Genomic DNA, 13,626 nt, shown 5'->3' with positions numbered 1-13,626 from the left:
AAAAAAAAACCAAAGTACCTCACCAACAATTGGTGAGGTACTTTGGTTGCCCTATGGCCGCTCTTCTAAAAATTATCGTATCACACCACGCCATTTTTTCCAATTACTGTTTGTTTATCATCATATAATCTATATACAACGATGTATAGAGAATCCTCTATTCCCCCTTTTCCCCAACGTCTCAGCATCCTCTCAGCCGTCTTACATTAGGAACTAAGTAACGAAGTAACCCCGTAACTCAGTAAATGGATGTATAAAATCAGGTGACAGATAAGCAAAAGAGACGACCTATGCAGACCCTCCTTGAAAAGACCCCTTAAACCGCCTACGCTTCAGTTCAATAATTGAGATTCCTTCCTCACCTTTGACCCATTCTTCAAAAGATTGGAGACTTCGCTCAGTAAAGCTCACTACAATACGTTTCATTCGATTTACCTCCCTAGATACACCACGTAAAGCTCCGTCCTATTAACTCCGTGACCCAATTGATCCATGACTCGATCCATCGTCTCAATAGTGGACTTGTACAATTCACGATCCTCTACACCGTAATCCCTACGCTCTCCAGCACGGATATTGTCTATGATAGTATCTCTCATTTCGAGGATTCGCTCGGGTTCAATCCCAAGTTCCTTAGCGGTCTCCTTAGCGTATTCCTCAAAGTTTTCCCGAGCGTAGGTATGTCTTGTGGAGTGGAATCCTTTGAGTTCAAGTTCCGACTCCTCACACGCTTCCCTGTATGCTTTTGTCAACGAATCCCGTGTCATGTCCTTGAACAGCCGTTCCTCGGGATTCCGCCCTTCTTTCAGCTGCTTTAGCCAATCACGGTGCTTTGACATGTCAATCCGTCTTGGTCGAGCTGCTTTCGTGGTACCTGGATCACCTTTAAATTCGATGTAACATTGTCTCCGAGTAATGACGATATCCTTAACTTTGATTGTACAAGTTTCACGTAAACGGGTTCCTGATCGGTACGACAGTTCAGCTGCATCCCGTTCTTGACCAGTCATCTTAGATAAGATAGAATCCTTTTCCTCCAGTGAGTAGGAACGATCCTTCGCCACATTCTTCCCTTCGGATAGACGTCCACCCGAGCTAAAGAAATCCAGTTCCAGCTCGGCACCTTCGTCCTTTAGTTGCTGGGTGATCCCTTCTTCAAGTTTACGGAGACTTGTTTCGATGTTACCTAGCGTTCCTTTCGTAACCTCTTCCTGCCTCGTTTCCAAATATTCTTCATACATAGATCGGTCAATCTGTCGGATATCATCTATCCCGTATTCCTCCCGACACCACTTGGAAAACTTAACGGCATCACCAAGACAATTCTTCATGTGCTTGATGGATCGTAACCCCTTATTACCTTCTCCCTTAAACTTCGCCTCCCGCTTCGAGTGACCAAATTTTACGATGGATTGTAAAGCGGTCACACATTGATAAGTAACGCTTCCTCGCTTAGCCATACCGTTCTCCCCTTCCGTCTGCTATGTTACTTAGGTCGCTTTTGACTGTCCTGCGACGGCTAAAAGACAAAACCTAAGCCGCACCCCTTACAGGGTAAGGGGTGCTAGTCGTTATTCGTACTGTTCAGGTACTCGTAGTCCCGTGCAGAGCTTGTCTGTCCTTCGGACTCCTAAACGACTATGTACAGTGGGTCTACCTCACGACGGTGGGTACAGGCTACCTACTCGCACACCAAGATTGGCGATATATCGTAGGATTTTCTCGGAGTAATGACATCCGACTGTCCAGCATCTATGCTATCAATACCTTTCGGCACCCTCCCGAGAGAGGAAACGGATACAAGATCAACGTCGATCCAGCAAAGATGTAAAGCTAATATGTAGTTGTGTGTGATACCGGTAAATCTACGCCAATTGGTGCGGGTATGGATTGGCGTAGAGTAACCAATCGTAAGCAAGTGACTAGAGCGACAATGTGACTATTCAGTTGTTTACCTTTCATGATCCTTACCCAGCGACATCCGATAGGACATCCATGCGCTCAGCACGTGACGGTACCCGATGTTATTGCTTGCTCGGATATTCGTATTCCTTTCAATTCATTCCTCTCCTTCCTTTGTGGTGTGTGTGGTCTAGTTAAACGGAAACACAAAAAAGACCCACGATTACTCGCGCGTCTTGGAAACTTCTACGTCTAATTGTATGACCAACCCTAATTATATTGGACGACCATAGATTAGCGACTATATATACTATCAATCCCAATATACCTTTACTATCACTGGTACAAAGGAAAAAGAAACCTGCTTTTAGGTACTCATATTGTCTGTACACATCCTAAATACTCAACGTCATCAGCAATACTATTCCCTTTCTTTGCCCTCATGCAATCTAATCTACAAGATTAACATGTACACAACCATCATCCGCACCATTCGTTACCCTTAAGATAACTCCGCTACGTTTAGGTTTAGTCAGTATCATCGTTCTAATTACCGTACATACTTGACCCTAACGTCGGTACTTTGACTAGTATGTTTCTAAAATCTACCTTTATTTTAAAACAGATCACCCGTTCCCGTCAATACACTAAATCCTGTCCTACAGCTCCAGTATAGTATCCATTGGTTGTAACTAAATATAGTTTCTATTACTAGTAACATAAGATAAAAAAATACTACATAACTCTAAAAATCTTTCAATTGCTACATTCTTTAATAGTTACTAAATCTAGAATCTAGTTGTAGTACGATCCATAACATAAGATTTTGTTAAGCCGGAATACTGGGGAAATACTTTTGTGACATGCAGACCCAAAGCTTCAGAGATGAGATAAGCATTATCAATTTGTGGTTTTTGTTTCCCACTACAAATTTGAGATATGGTTTTTGTACTTAGTCCAGTAACAGCAGCTAGCTCTTTCTGTGATATATCCCTTTCCGCTAATATAACCTTAAGCATTGATGTCCCCATGCAGAGAATCCACCCCGATTCTATAAATATACTAGAAATACTAGAATATATATTCAGAACTAGTATCTTAATCTTCCAACCAATTATAAGGATGGTAGGGAGCAGACGATTGAGGAGTTCCCAAACGCTCTTCTAGAGCAGCACGTTTACGATCAATACGTCTAGGAATTGTAGTAGGTGTCCAGTTTTCAGAGATCGCCCTACGTAGAAATGCTAAAGGATTGCGAACTGGTCTCGGGGAGGAACGCAAAATAAGAAGCAACTCCAGCGCTCTCCGAAAGTCAACCTCACTTAAGAGATCTAGCAGGGAATCATCCGGATAGGTTAAGGTAGCAACTTGATAGGCAAGGATAAGACAAGTACGGTGATCAGAAGAAGAAGTAGACATCGGAAAGAACCTCCTAAGAGTAAGATAACAAAAAGATACCATGGAAAGAGGAGAACACAAGGCGGCCCGCAGGTGCGGGCAAGGTTGTTGTCCCAGAGGTCTGGGGCGAGGTCGCTTTAGGGTCAAAAGAAAAGAGAGCACGTCTACATTCTATATCCTTTACCAATAGGACACAGGCTACGCCCCCTTAATATAAAGGGACAGACCACTACAAACTTTTTAATAGATGTTTTAGTTGGTCTACTCGATAGATTGATACACTTAACAGATTAGCTAAATCTTTACGTTTTACCTTTGGATTTTCCTCTATGGCTCGCTGCAATATTAGCAATTTATCCTCAGTCTTTTCCTGCTGTGCTTCAAGATACTCATCCCGTGGCTTAACTCCTTCAGTTCTTCTCTTCTCCCTCTTTGCAGCCGTATTTCTCTGGCGCTTAACATTATTTCCAATCACACTAACTAATTGGAGTTGCTCTTCCTCTGTAATATCTAACCATTCGATAATGGTTTCGTTTTTGAGGTTGTAACCAGCACCAGGATACCCTTTTTCCTTTGCAAGCTTGTCAGCCTTTTTATCATTCTTAAGCAACCAAGCTTTTTCAGCACTTCGAGTAGCTCGGGTAACTTCTTTGTCACTTAACGGTTCCTTAAACTCGGAATTTAAACTGAGTGTCTGATTTAAAGCATCTTCTGGGTCACCAAGAAAGCAACAATTCCAGTAGCGGTATAGGAAGAGCGTCGTTTCGCGGTAGCCCTTCATATCGTAATTGCGTATCTCACATAATTTTACTAAATCAAGTAATCGAGCATGATAGAGTCTATGAATATTGTAAATTTGAACTACCTTTTTTTGACGTCCCTTTGCTTTTTTATTAGGGTTGTCCGGAATGTCCGGTAAATACTCCTTTTGTAGATCACGCAGAACATAGTGATAATCATGACGATATTGAACGACCACTTCCGTACCGGTTTTGGAGTTAATACTTCCAGCAATTCGAAACACTCGAGCTGCATCTAGTGCTTTTGTATCTCCACCTATACCCTTCAATTGCTCACAAAAATAGTTTTGAATGGCTTGCCAAAGTGGTAAGGCTTGATGAGGTACTGGTTCTATCAACCAGACCAGGACAATGCCACGCCCTGAAAAAATAATCAGATTCGGCTCCGGCATGATTTCTCCAAAAAACTCATGGACTAACTTACCCATCACCCAATCGGTGTCGTAATTAAGTAAGTAACAATCCACATCTACATATAAAGATCGTAATTGCCTTATGTGCTCAATACGTCGTAGTGGCTTATAAAATGTATTTTGACTAAAATAAACATCCTCTCCAATCCACTTAGACAATTCAGGAGCCAATTCCGCGGGCCGATAGTGATATGACTTGAAAACATTTTTTTCTTTTTTAGCAACCGTAATCCACCCATCGGCGCATTGATGATGATGAAACCACGCATGATATTGTGCATTTTGCAGTCGCTCTGTTTGATCGTTTACCAGTTTGTTTAACAGCATGTCAAAAAGAACTCCTCTCTATAGAGCAGTCCATTCCACCGCGCATTCCCTTTATCCCTTAATATGTAAGTCTTAGTAAATTACACTTTTACCAACTACATTAAAAGTGTATACTTAATTAAAGACTCATCTATGTTTTTAATAGAGTCTTCAATGATATTTACATTATATTTACATTGATTTTTTGTATTGCAGACTTTACAATTAAGGTAACTATTTGATTACATATGTCTTTTTTTTCGGAAGTTCAGGCGGTGGGCGCTAGGACTTCTCTTTTTTTTGTCTTTTTTCTTTATCTATTATTCTATCAAATCTAGAAGATTTAATATATACCAGCCGACAATCTTCTGTATTTTTTGCAAAACGACCAAAGCCTACATCTTCGCTTTAAAAACAGCATTGTATTTAATCGTAGGCTTCGGATCCCAACACAACGATCATCAAAAAAATATAAAGGAATTTGCATCTTAACAAAGAATTGATTTATACATGTGAATCACAATTCCTTTCGAAACCAACAAAAGTGACTCACCAATGATTAGTGATTCACAAGTAAATCACCTAGAATACAAACAAAATGATCAACATGTGATGAATGAGTTACATGTGAGTCATCGATATCAGGAGGATTTGGCCCATGAGCGAAGAAAAGAATTATTGGCGTATCATAGACTTTGCGGCCCAAGTCGGGAAGCATTACAACACCGTTGATTCCTGGTTTAAAAAGCTCGAGGAGAAGAGGATTCACTATATACAACGGACTACTGAGACTGATGAAAAAGTCTATGATCAAACTGATCTTATGATTGCTCAACATATTGTTACATACCGAGAGAAGAAGTGGTCCTTAGACTCAATCTTTGATGATCTGCCAAATCATTGTGAATTGCGACCATTTCCAAATGATGAAGTAAAGAATGAATCACATGTGATTGACATGAAGGCTATTACAACAGAGCTATCTAATATATATGAGCAAATAGCTATAACAAGGTTTAATCAAATGAGGGATGAGTTAACACATGAACTAAAAAAAGAAATTTTGCGATCTATACCTCAGCCACCTAGCCGTCAGGAGCGAATTACTGATTGGATCACAATGCAACGGATCCAGTCTCACCTGGAATCAGAAGCAATCGATCTATGGATGGAAAAACCTGATTCAGATCGTATTAAAAAGGCTTGGTTTGGACTAAGAAAAGAGGAAGACCTCAACAAAAGGGATCAATTTATAAAAAAATATGTAGCCTCTCATCTCCATGATCGGTTACAGAAAGAATTTTATAATGACGGGGATGACCATTAATGATATGTGATTGTGGCGGAATGCTGTTTGTAATACGTGTGGAGGATCCCCCAAAACACCTATCCAAACAAGATAGGTTAATCTACAATCGTGTTTGTGACGTTAAATGTAATTCGTGTGGTAACATCCGGTACTCTCAACCCTATGACTTTGGCAATAGACTTAATCCTGTTAAAGACATTCCAAATAAGTAGTTAGGGTAACTCATAGGTAAAAGAAGGTGAATACCATGTCCATGTTGATTCCTTTTAGGAAGAAGGGTAAAAAGGAACATAATATTGATCCATCCAAAAGAAAAAGAGGCACAGGGAAACCTATACTAGATCGGCAGCAACATCTAAAAGATGTCGCTGAAAGTCTAAAACAGCAAAGGTCCTATGACCCTAATGAAAATGCAGTATATCAAGATCTGCTGAAAAAATTAGAGCAAATAGGTAAAAAAAGAAACTAAAAAGGATAAGCACTTCCTTCTAGTTTCTTTTTTTAGTATCATCTTCTATCTACCATACTTCAACTATTGTTTGACGCTCATTAACAAGCCCAATAAAAGAATTAAGGTCCATTAACCATGATTGTTGATTTGTCTTGTATGTTTGGTGCAAGCGTTGAGGTAGTACCAGTTGTAGATTGTTTGCTTGCATTTCTGTCGTTTGATTTTCGCTTATACCTGGTTCCAGAGTAAATAGATGCTTTATGTCTATACGTTGTGCCTCACTAAGGACTTGTCTCCATCTATCTTTACAGGTCGACTTAACCCCTAACATTGTCAGCCTAGACGCTGGAAAGGTTGGGGTATGGTAAGATTGTATATTAGGAAATATAAAATCTGGCTTAGACTTATTCTCAGTTTCCTTATTGCGTGAGTAATCAACATGATGTAATTTAAATAACTCTTCAAGATGATTTTCCAAGGCATATCCTACTCGTGATTTACGTCTATTGTGCACGCTTAAAGAAAATTGGATAAAGTTGTCTACATCGGTTTGACCATCCTCAGAAAATCCTTGTTCTATTCTATGAGCTACTAAATGTCTTTCTAGGCGCTTAAAAAGTCTTTCCTCGTGCTCCATCCAACTCAACAAAGCGTTATCTGGGTCTTCAATGGCTGAAACTTCTACTGTCCTCCGGGCTAGCTGTGAAAATACTGCTGTAGATGGAAAACCCGTTTGCAAGTAAGGAGCAAGACACTGGTCCAAATAGTCAGCTTCAGGCTCTTCAATTTCTATACCAAGTTCTTCGAGGATATATCTAACTGCAAAATCAATCTCCACATCATTTTGATGTTCTATTGCTTGAAAGTTAAAGCTAAAGCCAACTTCATCTTCAGCTCCTCCAAATAACCACAACAACTGGCTCTCTAGTGTACTTCCGTAAGGTGCTACAATCATATAGAGTTGGCCGTTTGATCTTCTTGCAATAATCATAAGATCATTTTCTTGAGCTAGGTCCATCACATCATTTTTCTTGAAGTACAGTCTGTACTCGGAAGACCGATGTGTTTGTTTTTCTCTTGAATCATACCATGTCACACTACTTTGATCTGAAATCGCCTCATTTTCCCCTCCTAACCATAAAAAATTAGCCGGATAGTCAGTTAACCGTTGGTCACCTAACAGACTTCGTAGCATCCTTACCCCATTAAGTTCATGCTGGTTGGATACATCCGCGTTGACCTCTACCGTACGAAGTCTCTTTATGGCCACCCCTTCAAAATACTGTGATAAATATCCTCTTCTCATAAACTATCAGTCCTCAAATTTTTTTATTTCATTTTCATTACATCATCAGTAAATGGAAATTTAAAGATATTTTTTAGAAATAAGGATATATAGTAAAACAATACGATTGTATGTAAAGGATAATTGGAAGAGAGAAAGAAGATTATTACGATGCAGCACATAGCTAAGGGACATCTAAAAGGGGGACTCATTAACATGCCCTATTTAACTGGATTAATAGTTGTAAAAGGAATAAGCCGATTATACCTAGTACATAGGAATAATCGGCTTATTTTCTTGATACTATCCCGTATGACATGTCTCTCTACCTTGAAATCAAACAACGATTTCTTCTGTTGTTGTCGCGCCAAATAATCGTAGTTGCTCAACATTAGCTGTTCTTCTTCTCCTAGCATTTCTACTAGATAATCGCAGAATATAAGGCATCATATATCTAGCTACAGCTTCTACAACCGGAACAGCAACTGAATTACCAAATTGCTTGTATGCTTGAGTATCAGAGACTGGGATGTTGAAAGGATCTTGCCCAATGCGATCGAACCCCATTAACCTAGCACATTCACGTGGAGTTAACCGTCGAGGATTTCGCCCCTCTTGCCTTATAAGAATTTCAGATCCATCTTTATAGTACCTAGCTGACAAAGTACGTGCCACATCATTGGGACCAACTAATCCGTATCCAAAACCATTTCCTTTTGCTCTATGCTTTTCAGCGTAATTTTGAAGGTACTGCCACAGCCCGTTACTTAACGTATACTTTTCAGCTACCTCTGCATTTGCTCCAATTGTATAAGGAACCTCTTCTACCTCGGAGCCATCTTCTGGATGTAGAATACTGTGTAATCTAGGACCTTCAGTCGGACTATTAATAGCCAGATTATCAAAAGAAAATCCAACATCTTCCCTAAATCCTACAATAAAAATTCTTTCTCGATGTTGAGGTACCCAACCTTTTGCATCAATAACCTTAAAATCTACATGATATCCTAATTCTTCTTTTAAGGTCCTCATAATTACCTCAAACGTACGGCCTTTATCGTGACTGACTAAATTCTTTACATTCTCTAGTAAGAAAGCAGCCGGTCTATGGTAATCAATCATTTGAGCTACATCAAAGAATAATGTTCCTTGGGTATCACATCGAAATCCATGTTCAACTCCAAGTGAATTTTTTTTAGATACACCTGCAATTGAAAAAGGTTGGCACGGGAAGCCTCCTAATAAAACATCGTATGTAGGTACATTATCTAAATCAACGTCTCGTATATCACCAGAAATAGTGTGATCACACGCAAAGTTAGCCTCATAAGTCTTCCTACAGGCATCATCCCACTCAGATGTAAAAACACATTGACCTCCAATTGACTCAAAACCCTTTCTTACTCCCCCAATGCCCGCAAACAAATCGATAAACCTAAAAGCATTTATTCCTCTAACATCTTCTCCGCTTTGAACATCTGCAATAATGCTCATATGCTCCATTGTTTTTGCAGTGGGATTTGATGATCCTCTTTCCCAACGACGGATGGTCTGAACAGTTTTACCTAAAAAGTGAGCTGTTTGATCTATAGAGAGACCCGATCTTTCTCTTAATCTGGCAAATTCAGTCAAGTTGTTAGTAGTCATAATAGTCTCCCCCTCCCTTTAACTAACTAAATTTAAAAACTCCCTCTCCAATCAAATAATTTATGGAGCACTTCACGGAGGTCATCGTTAAATGGATAATTTTCAATAACAAACTTCTTCATATCCTCATCCAACTCATCCCATTCTTCATTGACCTTAGACCATGAAAAAATGAGGTCATCTACCGCTCTTCTAAATCCGTCCATTTGTCTCCCCCTACCTACAGATTAACACTCAAATAGACTTCTTCAATTTCCTCTTGAGTAATACCTATATAGGCTAGGGTAACTTTTGGGGAGACGTGATTAAACAGCGCTTGCAATCTAACAATATCCTGTCCGGACTTGTATGCCCAATACCCAAACGTTTTACGAAGAGAATGTGTTCCGATGGGATCCATAATTCCAACTGCTTTTGCAGCTGAGCTAAGTATTTTACGAGCTTGTCCTCTCTGAATAGGGCCTGTACCTTTTCTAGAAGGAAACAACGGCTCATCAAGGCAGCATCCTTTCCTGTAATCGATATAATCTTTTATAGCCTTACATCCAGATTCTCCAATTACAAATATTCTTAGCTTTTCGGTCTTTTGCTCCCTGAGACGAATTCGATCATGCACCTTGCCATTCGCGTCAACGACATCACCCACCTTCAAACTGAGCAAATCCCCAATTCGTAGTCCAACATTAATGCCAAGAACAAACAGAGCGTAATCTCTAATGTTCTTTCCCTTTAAATAGGTTTTCATCGACTGAATTTTCTTCCGATCCCTAATCGGTTCAACCAGCTCCATATGTCTTCACCCACTTCGAATGACTCACATTATTGTTCTATTTTAACATGAGGTTCATTAGTTGCCCAGGAAAAATACTGTTTTATCTTTTATAATTAGCAACCCCAGATATATCATGGGTTTAAGACGAAAAGTGAATGACTCAAAAATCCTTTCTGGATCATTCGGAATATTCAATTAAAATTTTAAACTACCATTTACAATTTTACAATTTATAAAATTCCAATTGTAGAAAAGTTTAAGTTGAAAAAGTTTAAATTATAAATTATACTCAAGTTAACAGCACGGATAAACTTACCAACAACCAATAAATTAGGAGGCTTACATTATGCCAATTTCGAAGTCAGTTGTCGCTCGTCGCCTAGGGATTAGTAGCCAAGCTGTAAATGAGCTAGTCAAGTACAAACACGGAATTTTAGAAGAAGTAAAAGTTGGAGGAAAGGCATTAGTCAGTGAGGCTTCCGTTTTAAGGGAAATTGCACATCGTATGCAATATGTGGCCAATTCCATTGAGGCTTCAGATGACAAGTGTCGTTGCGGATGTGAGGAAACGGTAAACGAAGGAAAATCCTATATCCAAGGACATGATAGAAGGATCCGCTCCTACCTCCAAACCATGGTTCGAGGCGGGGCCTTACTGGAAAGGGATATTGCTGTAGGCTTGGCAAGAACACTCAGCATTAGCTTAGAAGACCTCTTTGGATTTGAAGAAGGGAGTGGAGACAATGTCAACAATGATTAAATTCACTTACTTCCTAGAGAGCGATCCAGAAGATTACTCTTTGGATGTGTACGTTAAGGTTTTCCCAGATGGCGAAGGGTATGATACAGAAATAGTTGCGGTTTATCCAATTGATTCACCTTACAATTGTCAGGTTCTAACTCTAGCACTACACAATAACCCTACAATATGGCCAGACTCAATTTATGTTTCAGATGAAAGATACCAAGAGCTCCTAGCAATAAAGGATAAGCGAGAAAAATTATATGGTCCACGTCAGATTCCAGATGGAGCAGCCCTTACTAAATAGGGGTTGCTCCACCCCCTTTTTGTCATAGAAGGGGTAGTACCAACAAAACGCGGAAAACATACGCTAAGACATATTTTGTAAACCAAAAAGACGATTCTTTTACGCTTAGTAAAGAAGAACCGTCTTTTGTTCGTTTATTTCGCTATCGATCTCCGTTACTTAAATAAACAAATGGATGCAATTTCCCTAAGTATGCTTTTCTTGCTTAATTAGCCAATCTGTAATCCCTTTTACCATAATTCCAATTCCTATGTAGCTCAATGCTGACTGCCATTTTGTCCAATCTAGTTTGTGATATAAATCTAGCCATTTCAAAAACGGTTCACCAACATATCCTCCAAATGCACCTGCAACTAACAAGGCAATGAAATATCCTTTCCATTTTGAAAAATATTGATAAAGAATCATAAACATAATAGGAATTACCGTTACATCAATTACATTTAATCTCCCTGCTACTCGAACTAATTGATATGGATAAGACCACGACATTGTATTAACTCCAAGATCATCAAAAAATACAGCTAAGGTCATAGCTATAAGACCAGCAATAGCAATGGTTTTAAATCTTGCCTTATCCCAAAACCGCCACCAAATTAACCACGGAATTATTAACATAGCCAATAAGAACCACCAACGCCACGTAAATAGGTCATGTTCTAGCCAGAAAGTATAGGTTATTTCACTAAGTTTCTCTCTAGCATCCAATAAGTCTTGATATGTATATTTCATTTTTTACCCTTCACGGTTAATACGATGATATTCTTGTCGAATTAATGTCTCCACGATTTCCTTAATGGATTTACCTGTAATGTATTTAATTTGATTCGCCATCTGTTTCACTTCTGGTTCTGCTTCAATTACCATACGAGCGTGTACTTTCACCAACTACACCCCTAACCATTATGAATGTTTGTTTTGTTATGTATGTTAGGTATAGTATTTCCATAGTTTGGGGCTAAATTCTGTTATGAAACTAAAATTCAAAAGATACTCGTGGAAGTGATCTGCCCGTTATCCAATAACCATTATCTCATAAACGTTCGTTTCTGAGATTTTGCTCTGTGTACTCTGCTATTACAACTGCCCTCCATTTTATTGTTACAAAACCTATATCAAAAACAAAGTCTCAATCTCGATTGAGATTAAGACTTATGAAACAGTTTCTTAGCGTATGTTTTCCGCGTTTTGCTAGCGCTACCCCTAGAAATGCCAAAAGCATTTTCCAAACTGTCTCGTATTCATTGCGGTTTAACATTATCATCCTTGTTTATGTTTTTAATTTGTTCAATCTGCATCTCATATGCTTCAGACTTCTTTTTCAGTTCAAATTCGTAGTCCTTTCGTAATTGCTCAATTCGCTCGTAAAAAGCATGAATCTTAGCAGTTGACTCCTCATTTGCTTTTTGGAGCTTGTTTTGAAAATCGGTTCGGAGTTGGAGTAACTCACGCTCTTTTTCAACATTCCTCTTTTCAATAATGCGCTCAAGTTCAACTTGATGTCGTTCCTCGCTTTGACGCAACTCTACTATTCGAGTCTCTTCCAAACTCTGAAATCTTTCTTTTGCTTTCATCAAATCTCCTTGGAGATTTTCTGCTTGTTTGGTTAACCGGTCAACTTGATCTTTATAAGATTTACTTTCCTCATAACCTTGACGGAATTGGTTTACAAGGCTAGTTAATGTATCATTTTTTTCTTTGTATTCTTGAATCAACAATTTGTTATTTTCATTTGATTCTTCCATTTGTCGCAAGCGACGATCAGCTTCCTCTTTCTCCTCTCTGTTTTGCTTTACTTCCTCCGATGCAATTTGTAACTGTTTTTTCAAATCACTTATCTCAAATTGACACTCTTCAATAATTTGATTCTTAGCCTCTTTTAGCTCCTCAGCTTTTCTATGGACTTCTTCTTTTTCAAAAGCTGACCGTTGGATCATGTGCGTAACTATTTCGCTGATCCGGTTGGTATGCAGCTCCAATTCTGAGATATCCTTTTTATAGTCAGGCATCCCATTTTTAATATCCTGCATAATCCAAAGGTTTGTTACAGCTTCAATCCACTCTTTTTGTTGCATCCCAGAAGCCTCAATTGTAGATTCAATTTTTCGCTTTAATTCTTCACTTACGTCAAATGCTTTTTTTATTGACACTAAACCCACACTCACTTTCACTGGTTAACTTCAAGATACTTATAAAACAAGTTGTTAACTAGGTTAACCAAGTTAACTAACCTCATTTTACAATAGGTTTTAAATAAAGCAAACTGATTTAACTGCTTATCTCCTAAAAAAAAA

At 38.9% G+C, this 13,626-nt stretch carries 17 protein-coding genes; 5 read left to right on the top strand and 12 right to left on the bottom strand.

Annotated elements, in window-relative coordinates; genetic code table 11:
• Positions 1 to 288 precede the first annotated feature (288 nt).
• Both EIZ39_RS27010 and EIZ39_RS25705 read right to left on the bottom strand, forming a co-directional pair.
• On the bottom strand, positions 289 to 426 hold the full coding sequence (locus tag EIZ39_RS27010) for a hypothetical protein (protein ID WP_164985348.1): 138 nt from the start codon (positions 424 to 426) through the stop codon (positions 289 to 291).
• Between the two features lie 5 nt (positions 427 to 431).
• A complete protein-coding gene (locus EIZ39_RS25705) occupies positions 432 to 1,460 on the bottom strand; it encodes a tyrosine-type recombinase/integrase (RefSeq protein WP_129204354.1) in 1,029 nt (342 codons plus the stop codon).
• 101 nt (positions 1,461 to 1,561) lie between these two features.
• Here EIZ39_RS25705 and EIZ39_RS25700 point away from each other — a divergent pair, with 101 nt between their 5' ends.
• Positions 1,562 to 1,831, top strand: a complete 270-nt coding sequence (locus EIZ39_RS25700; RefSeq protein WP_129204352.1) for a hypothetical protein — start codon at positions 1,562 to 1,564, stop codon at positions 1,829 to 1,831.
• Positions 1,832 to 2,690: 859 nt separating this feature from the next.
• Here EIZ39_RS25700 and EIZ39_RS25695 read toward each other — a convergent pair.
• The 3 genes from EIZ39_RS25695 to EIZ39_RS25685 all read right to left on the bottom strand — a co-directional run bounded on the left by EIZ39_RS25695 (position 2,691) and on the right by EIZ39_RS25685 (position 4,840).
• Entirely contained in the window at positions 2,691 to 2,933 is a 243-nt protein-coding gene (locus EIZ39_RS25695) for a helix-turn-helix transcriptional regulator (protein WP_129204350.1), read from the bottom strand.
• Between the two features lie 67 nt (positions 2,934 to 3,000).
• Positions 3,001 to 3,321: a hypothetical protein gene (locus EIZ39_RS25690; RefSeq protein WP_129204348.1), complete on the bottom strand. Its 321-nt coding sequence runs from the start codon at positions 3,319 to 3,321 to the stop codon at positions 3,001 to 3,003.
• Positions 3,322 to 3,529: 208 nt separating this feature from the next.
• Complete coding sequence (locus tag EIZ39_RS25685; protein WP_240675950.1) at positions 3,530 to 4,840, bottom strand: replication protein; 1,311 nt, start codon at positions 4,838 to 4,840, stop codon at positions 3,530 to 3,532.
• A gap of 637 nt (positions 4,841 to 5,477) precedes the next feature.
• On the opposite strand from EIZ39_RS25685, the gene EIZ39_RS25680 reads away from it, so the two are divergent.
• Together EIZ39_RS25680 and EIZ39_RS25670 are read left to right on the top strand one after the other, a co-directional pair.
• Complete coding sequence (locus EIZ39_RS25680) at positions 5,478 to 6,146, top strand: MerR family transcriptional regulator (RefSeq protein ID WP_129204346.1); 669 nt, start codon at positions 5,478 to 5,480, stop codon at positions 6,144 to 6,146.
• 229 nt (positions 6,147 to 6,375) lie between these two features.
• Positions 6,376 to 6,597 (top strand): hypothetical protein, encoded by a 222-nt coding sequence (locus EIZ39_RS25670; protein WP_129204343.1) that lies wholly within the window; start codon positions 6,376 to 6,378, stop codon positions 6,595 to 6,597.
• A gap of 49 nt (positions 6,598 to 6,646) precedes the next feature.
• Here the strand turns inward: EIZ39_RS25670 and EIZ39_RS25665 are convergent, their stop codons facing one another.
• From EIZ39_RS25665 to EIZ39_RS25655, 4 genes are all read right to left on the bottom strand, one after another.
• Complete coding sequence (locus EIZ39_RS25665) at positions 6,647 to 7,885, bottom strand: type II restriction endonuclease (RefSeq protein WP_129204341.1); 1,239 nt, start codon at positions 7,883 to 7,885, stop codon at positions 6,647 to 6,649.
• Positions 7,886 to 8,200: 315 nt separating this feature from the next.
• Positions 8,201 to 9,511 carry a DNA (cytosine-5-)-methyltransferase gene (gene dcm, locus EIZ39_RS25660; protein WP_129204339.1) on the bottom strand — a complete coding sequence of 437 codons (1,311 nt, stop codon included), beginning with the start codon at positions 9,509 to 9,511 and terminating at the stop codon, positions 8,201 to 8,203.
• A gap of 32 nt (positions 9,512 to 9,543) precedes the next feature.
• Positions 9,544 to 9,717, bottom strand: a complete 174-nt coding sequence (locus EIZ39_RS27005; RefSeq protein WP_164985347.1) for a hypothetical protein — start codon at positions 9,715 to 9,717, stop codon at positions 9,544 to 9,546.
• A 14-nt stretch (positions 9,718 to 9,731) separates the two neighbouring features.
• Positions 9,732 to 10,301 (bottom strand): site-specific integrase, encoded by a 570-nt coding sequence (locus EIZ39_RS25655; protein ID WP_129204337.1) that lies wholly within the window; start codon positions 10,299 to 10,301, stop codon positions 9,732 to 9,734.
• 328 nt (positions 10,302 to 10,629) lie between these two features.
• On the opposite strand from EIZ39_RS25655, the gene EIZ39_RS25650 reads away from it, so the two are divergent.
• Complete coding sequence (locus tag EIZ39_RS25650; protein ID WP_129204335.1) at positions 10,630 to 11,043, top strand: hypothetical protein; 414 nt, start codon at positions 10,630 to 10,632, stop codon at positions 11,041 to 11,043.
• Positions 11,027 to 11,332: a hypothetical protein gene (locus EIZ39_RS25645; protein ID WP_129204333.1), complete on the top strand. Its 306-nt coding sequence runs from the start codon at positions 11,027 to 11,029 to the stop codon at positions 11,330 to 11,332. Before EIZ39_RS25650 ends, EIZ39_RS25645 begins: the two co-directional genes overlap by 17 nt.
• 186 nt (positions 11,333 to 11,518) lie before the next feature.
• On the opposite strand, the gene EIZ39_RS25640 is transcribed toward EIZ39_RS25645, so the two are convergent.
• The 3 genes from EIZ39_RS25640 to EIZ39_RS25635 all read right to left on the bottom strand — a co-directional run bounded on the left by EIZ39_RS25640 (position 11,519) and on the right by EIZ39_RS25635 (position 13,503).
• Positions 11,519 to 12,064, bottom strand: coding sequence for a CBO0543 family protein (locus tag EIZ39_RS25640; protein WP_129204331.1), 546 nt, complete (start codon positions 12,062 to 12,064; stop codon positions 11,519 to 11,521).
• Positions 12,065 to 12,067: 3 nt separating this feature from the next.
• Positions 12,068 to 12,217 carry a hypothetical protein gene (locus tag EIZ39_RS27000; protein ID WP_164985346.1) on the bottom strand — a complete coding sequence of 50 codons (150 nt, stop codon included), beginning with the start codon at positions 12,215 to 12,217 and terminating at the stop codon, positions 12,068 to 12,070.
• A gap of 356 nt (positions 12,218 to 12,573) precedes the next feature.
• A complete protein-coding gene (locus EIZ39_RS25635) occupies positions 12,574 to 13,503 on the bottom strand; it encodes a coiled-coil domain-containing protein (RefSeq protein WP_240675949.1) in 930 nt (309 codons plus the stop codon).
• Positions 13,504 to 13,626 lie beyond the last annotated feature (123 nt).

The sequence above is a fragment of the Ammoniphilus sp. CFH 90114 genome, from assembly GCF_004123195.1.
Classification (GTDB): Bacteria; Bacillota; Bacilli; order Aneurinibacillales; family RAOX-1; genus YIM-78166.
This window is presented reverse-complemented; position numbering and strand designations above follow the sequence as displayed.

Excerpts from the sequence above, each read along its gene's own strand:
- EIZ39_RS27010 (WP_164985348.1), bottom strand. The coding sequence starts at position 426 with ATGAAACGTATTGTAGTGAGCTTTACTGAGCGAAGTCTCCAATCTTTT.
- EIZ39_RS25705 (WP_129204354.1), bottom strand. The coding sequence starts at position 1,460 with ATGGCTAAGCGAGGAAGCGTTACTTATCAATGTGTGACCGCTTTACAA.
- EIZ39_RS25695 (WP_129204350.1), bottom strand. The coding sequence starts at position 2,933 with ATGGGGACATCAATGCTTAAGGTTATATTAGCGGAAAGGGATATATCA.
- EIZ39_RS25690 (WP_129204348.1), bottom strand. The coding sequence starts at position 3,321 with ATGTCTACTTCTTCTTCTGATCACCGTACTTGTCTTATCCTTGCCTAT.
- EIZ39_RS25685 (WP_240675950.1), bottom strand. The coding sequence starts at position 4,840 with ATGCTGTTAAACAAACTGGTAAACGATCAAACAGAGCGACTGCAAAAT.
- EIZ39_RS25680 (WP_129204346.1), top strand. The coding sequence starts at position 5,478 with ATGAGCGAAGAAAAGAATTATTGGCGTATCATAGACTTTGCGGCCCAA.
- EIZ39_RS25670 (WP_129204343.1), top strand. The coding sequence starts at position 6,376 with ATGTCCATGTTGATTCCTTTTAGGAAGAAGGGTAAAAAGGAACATAAT.
- EIZ39_RS25665 (WP_129204341.1), bottom strand. The coding sequence starts at position 7,885 with ATGAGAAGAGGATATTTATCACAGTATTTTGAAGGGGTGGCCATAAAG.
- dcm (WP_129204339.1), bottom strand. The coding sequence starts at position 9,511 with ATGACTACTAACAACTTGACTGAATTTGCCAGATTAAGAGAAAGATCG.
- EIZ39_RS27005 (WP_164985347.1), bottom strand. The coding sequence starts at position 9,717 with ATGGACGGATTTAGAAGAGCGGTAGATGACCTCATTTTTTCATGGTCT.
- EIZ39_RS25655 (WP_129204337.1), bottom strand. The coding sequence starts at position 10,301 with ATGGAGCTGGTTGAACCGATTAGGGATCGGAAGAAAATTCAGTCGATG.
- EIZ39_RS25650 (WP_129204335.1), top strand. The coding sequence starts at position 10,630 with ATGCCAATTTCGAAGTCAGTTGTCGCTCGTCGCCTAGGGATTAGTAGC.
- EIZ39_RS25645 (WP_129204333.1), top strand. The coding sequence starts at position 11,027 with ATGTCAACAATGATTAAATTCACTTACTTCCTAGAGAGCGATCCAGAA.
- EIZ39_RS25640 (WP_129204331.1), bottom strand. The coding sequence starts at position 12,064 with ATGAAATATACATATCAAGACTTATTGGATGCTAGAGAGAAACTTAGT.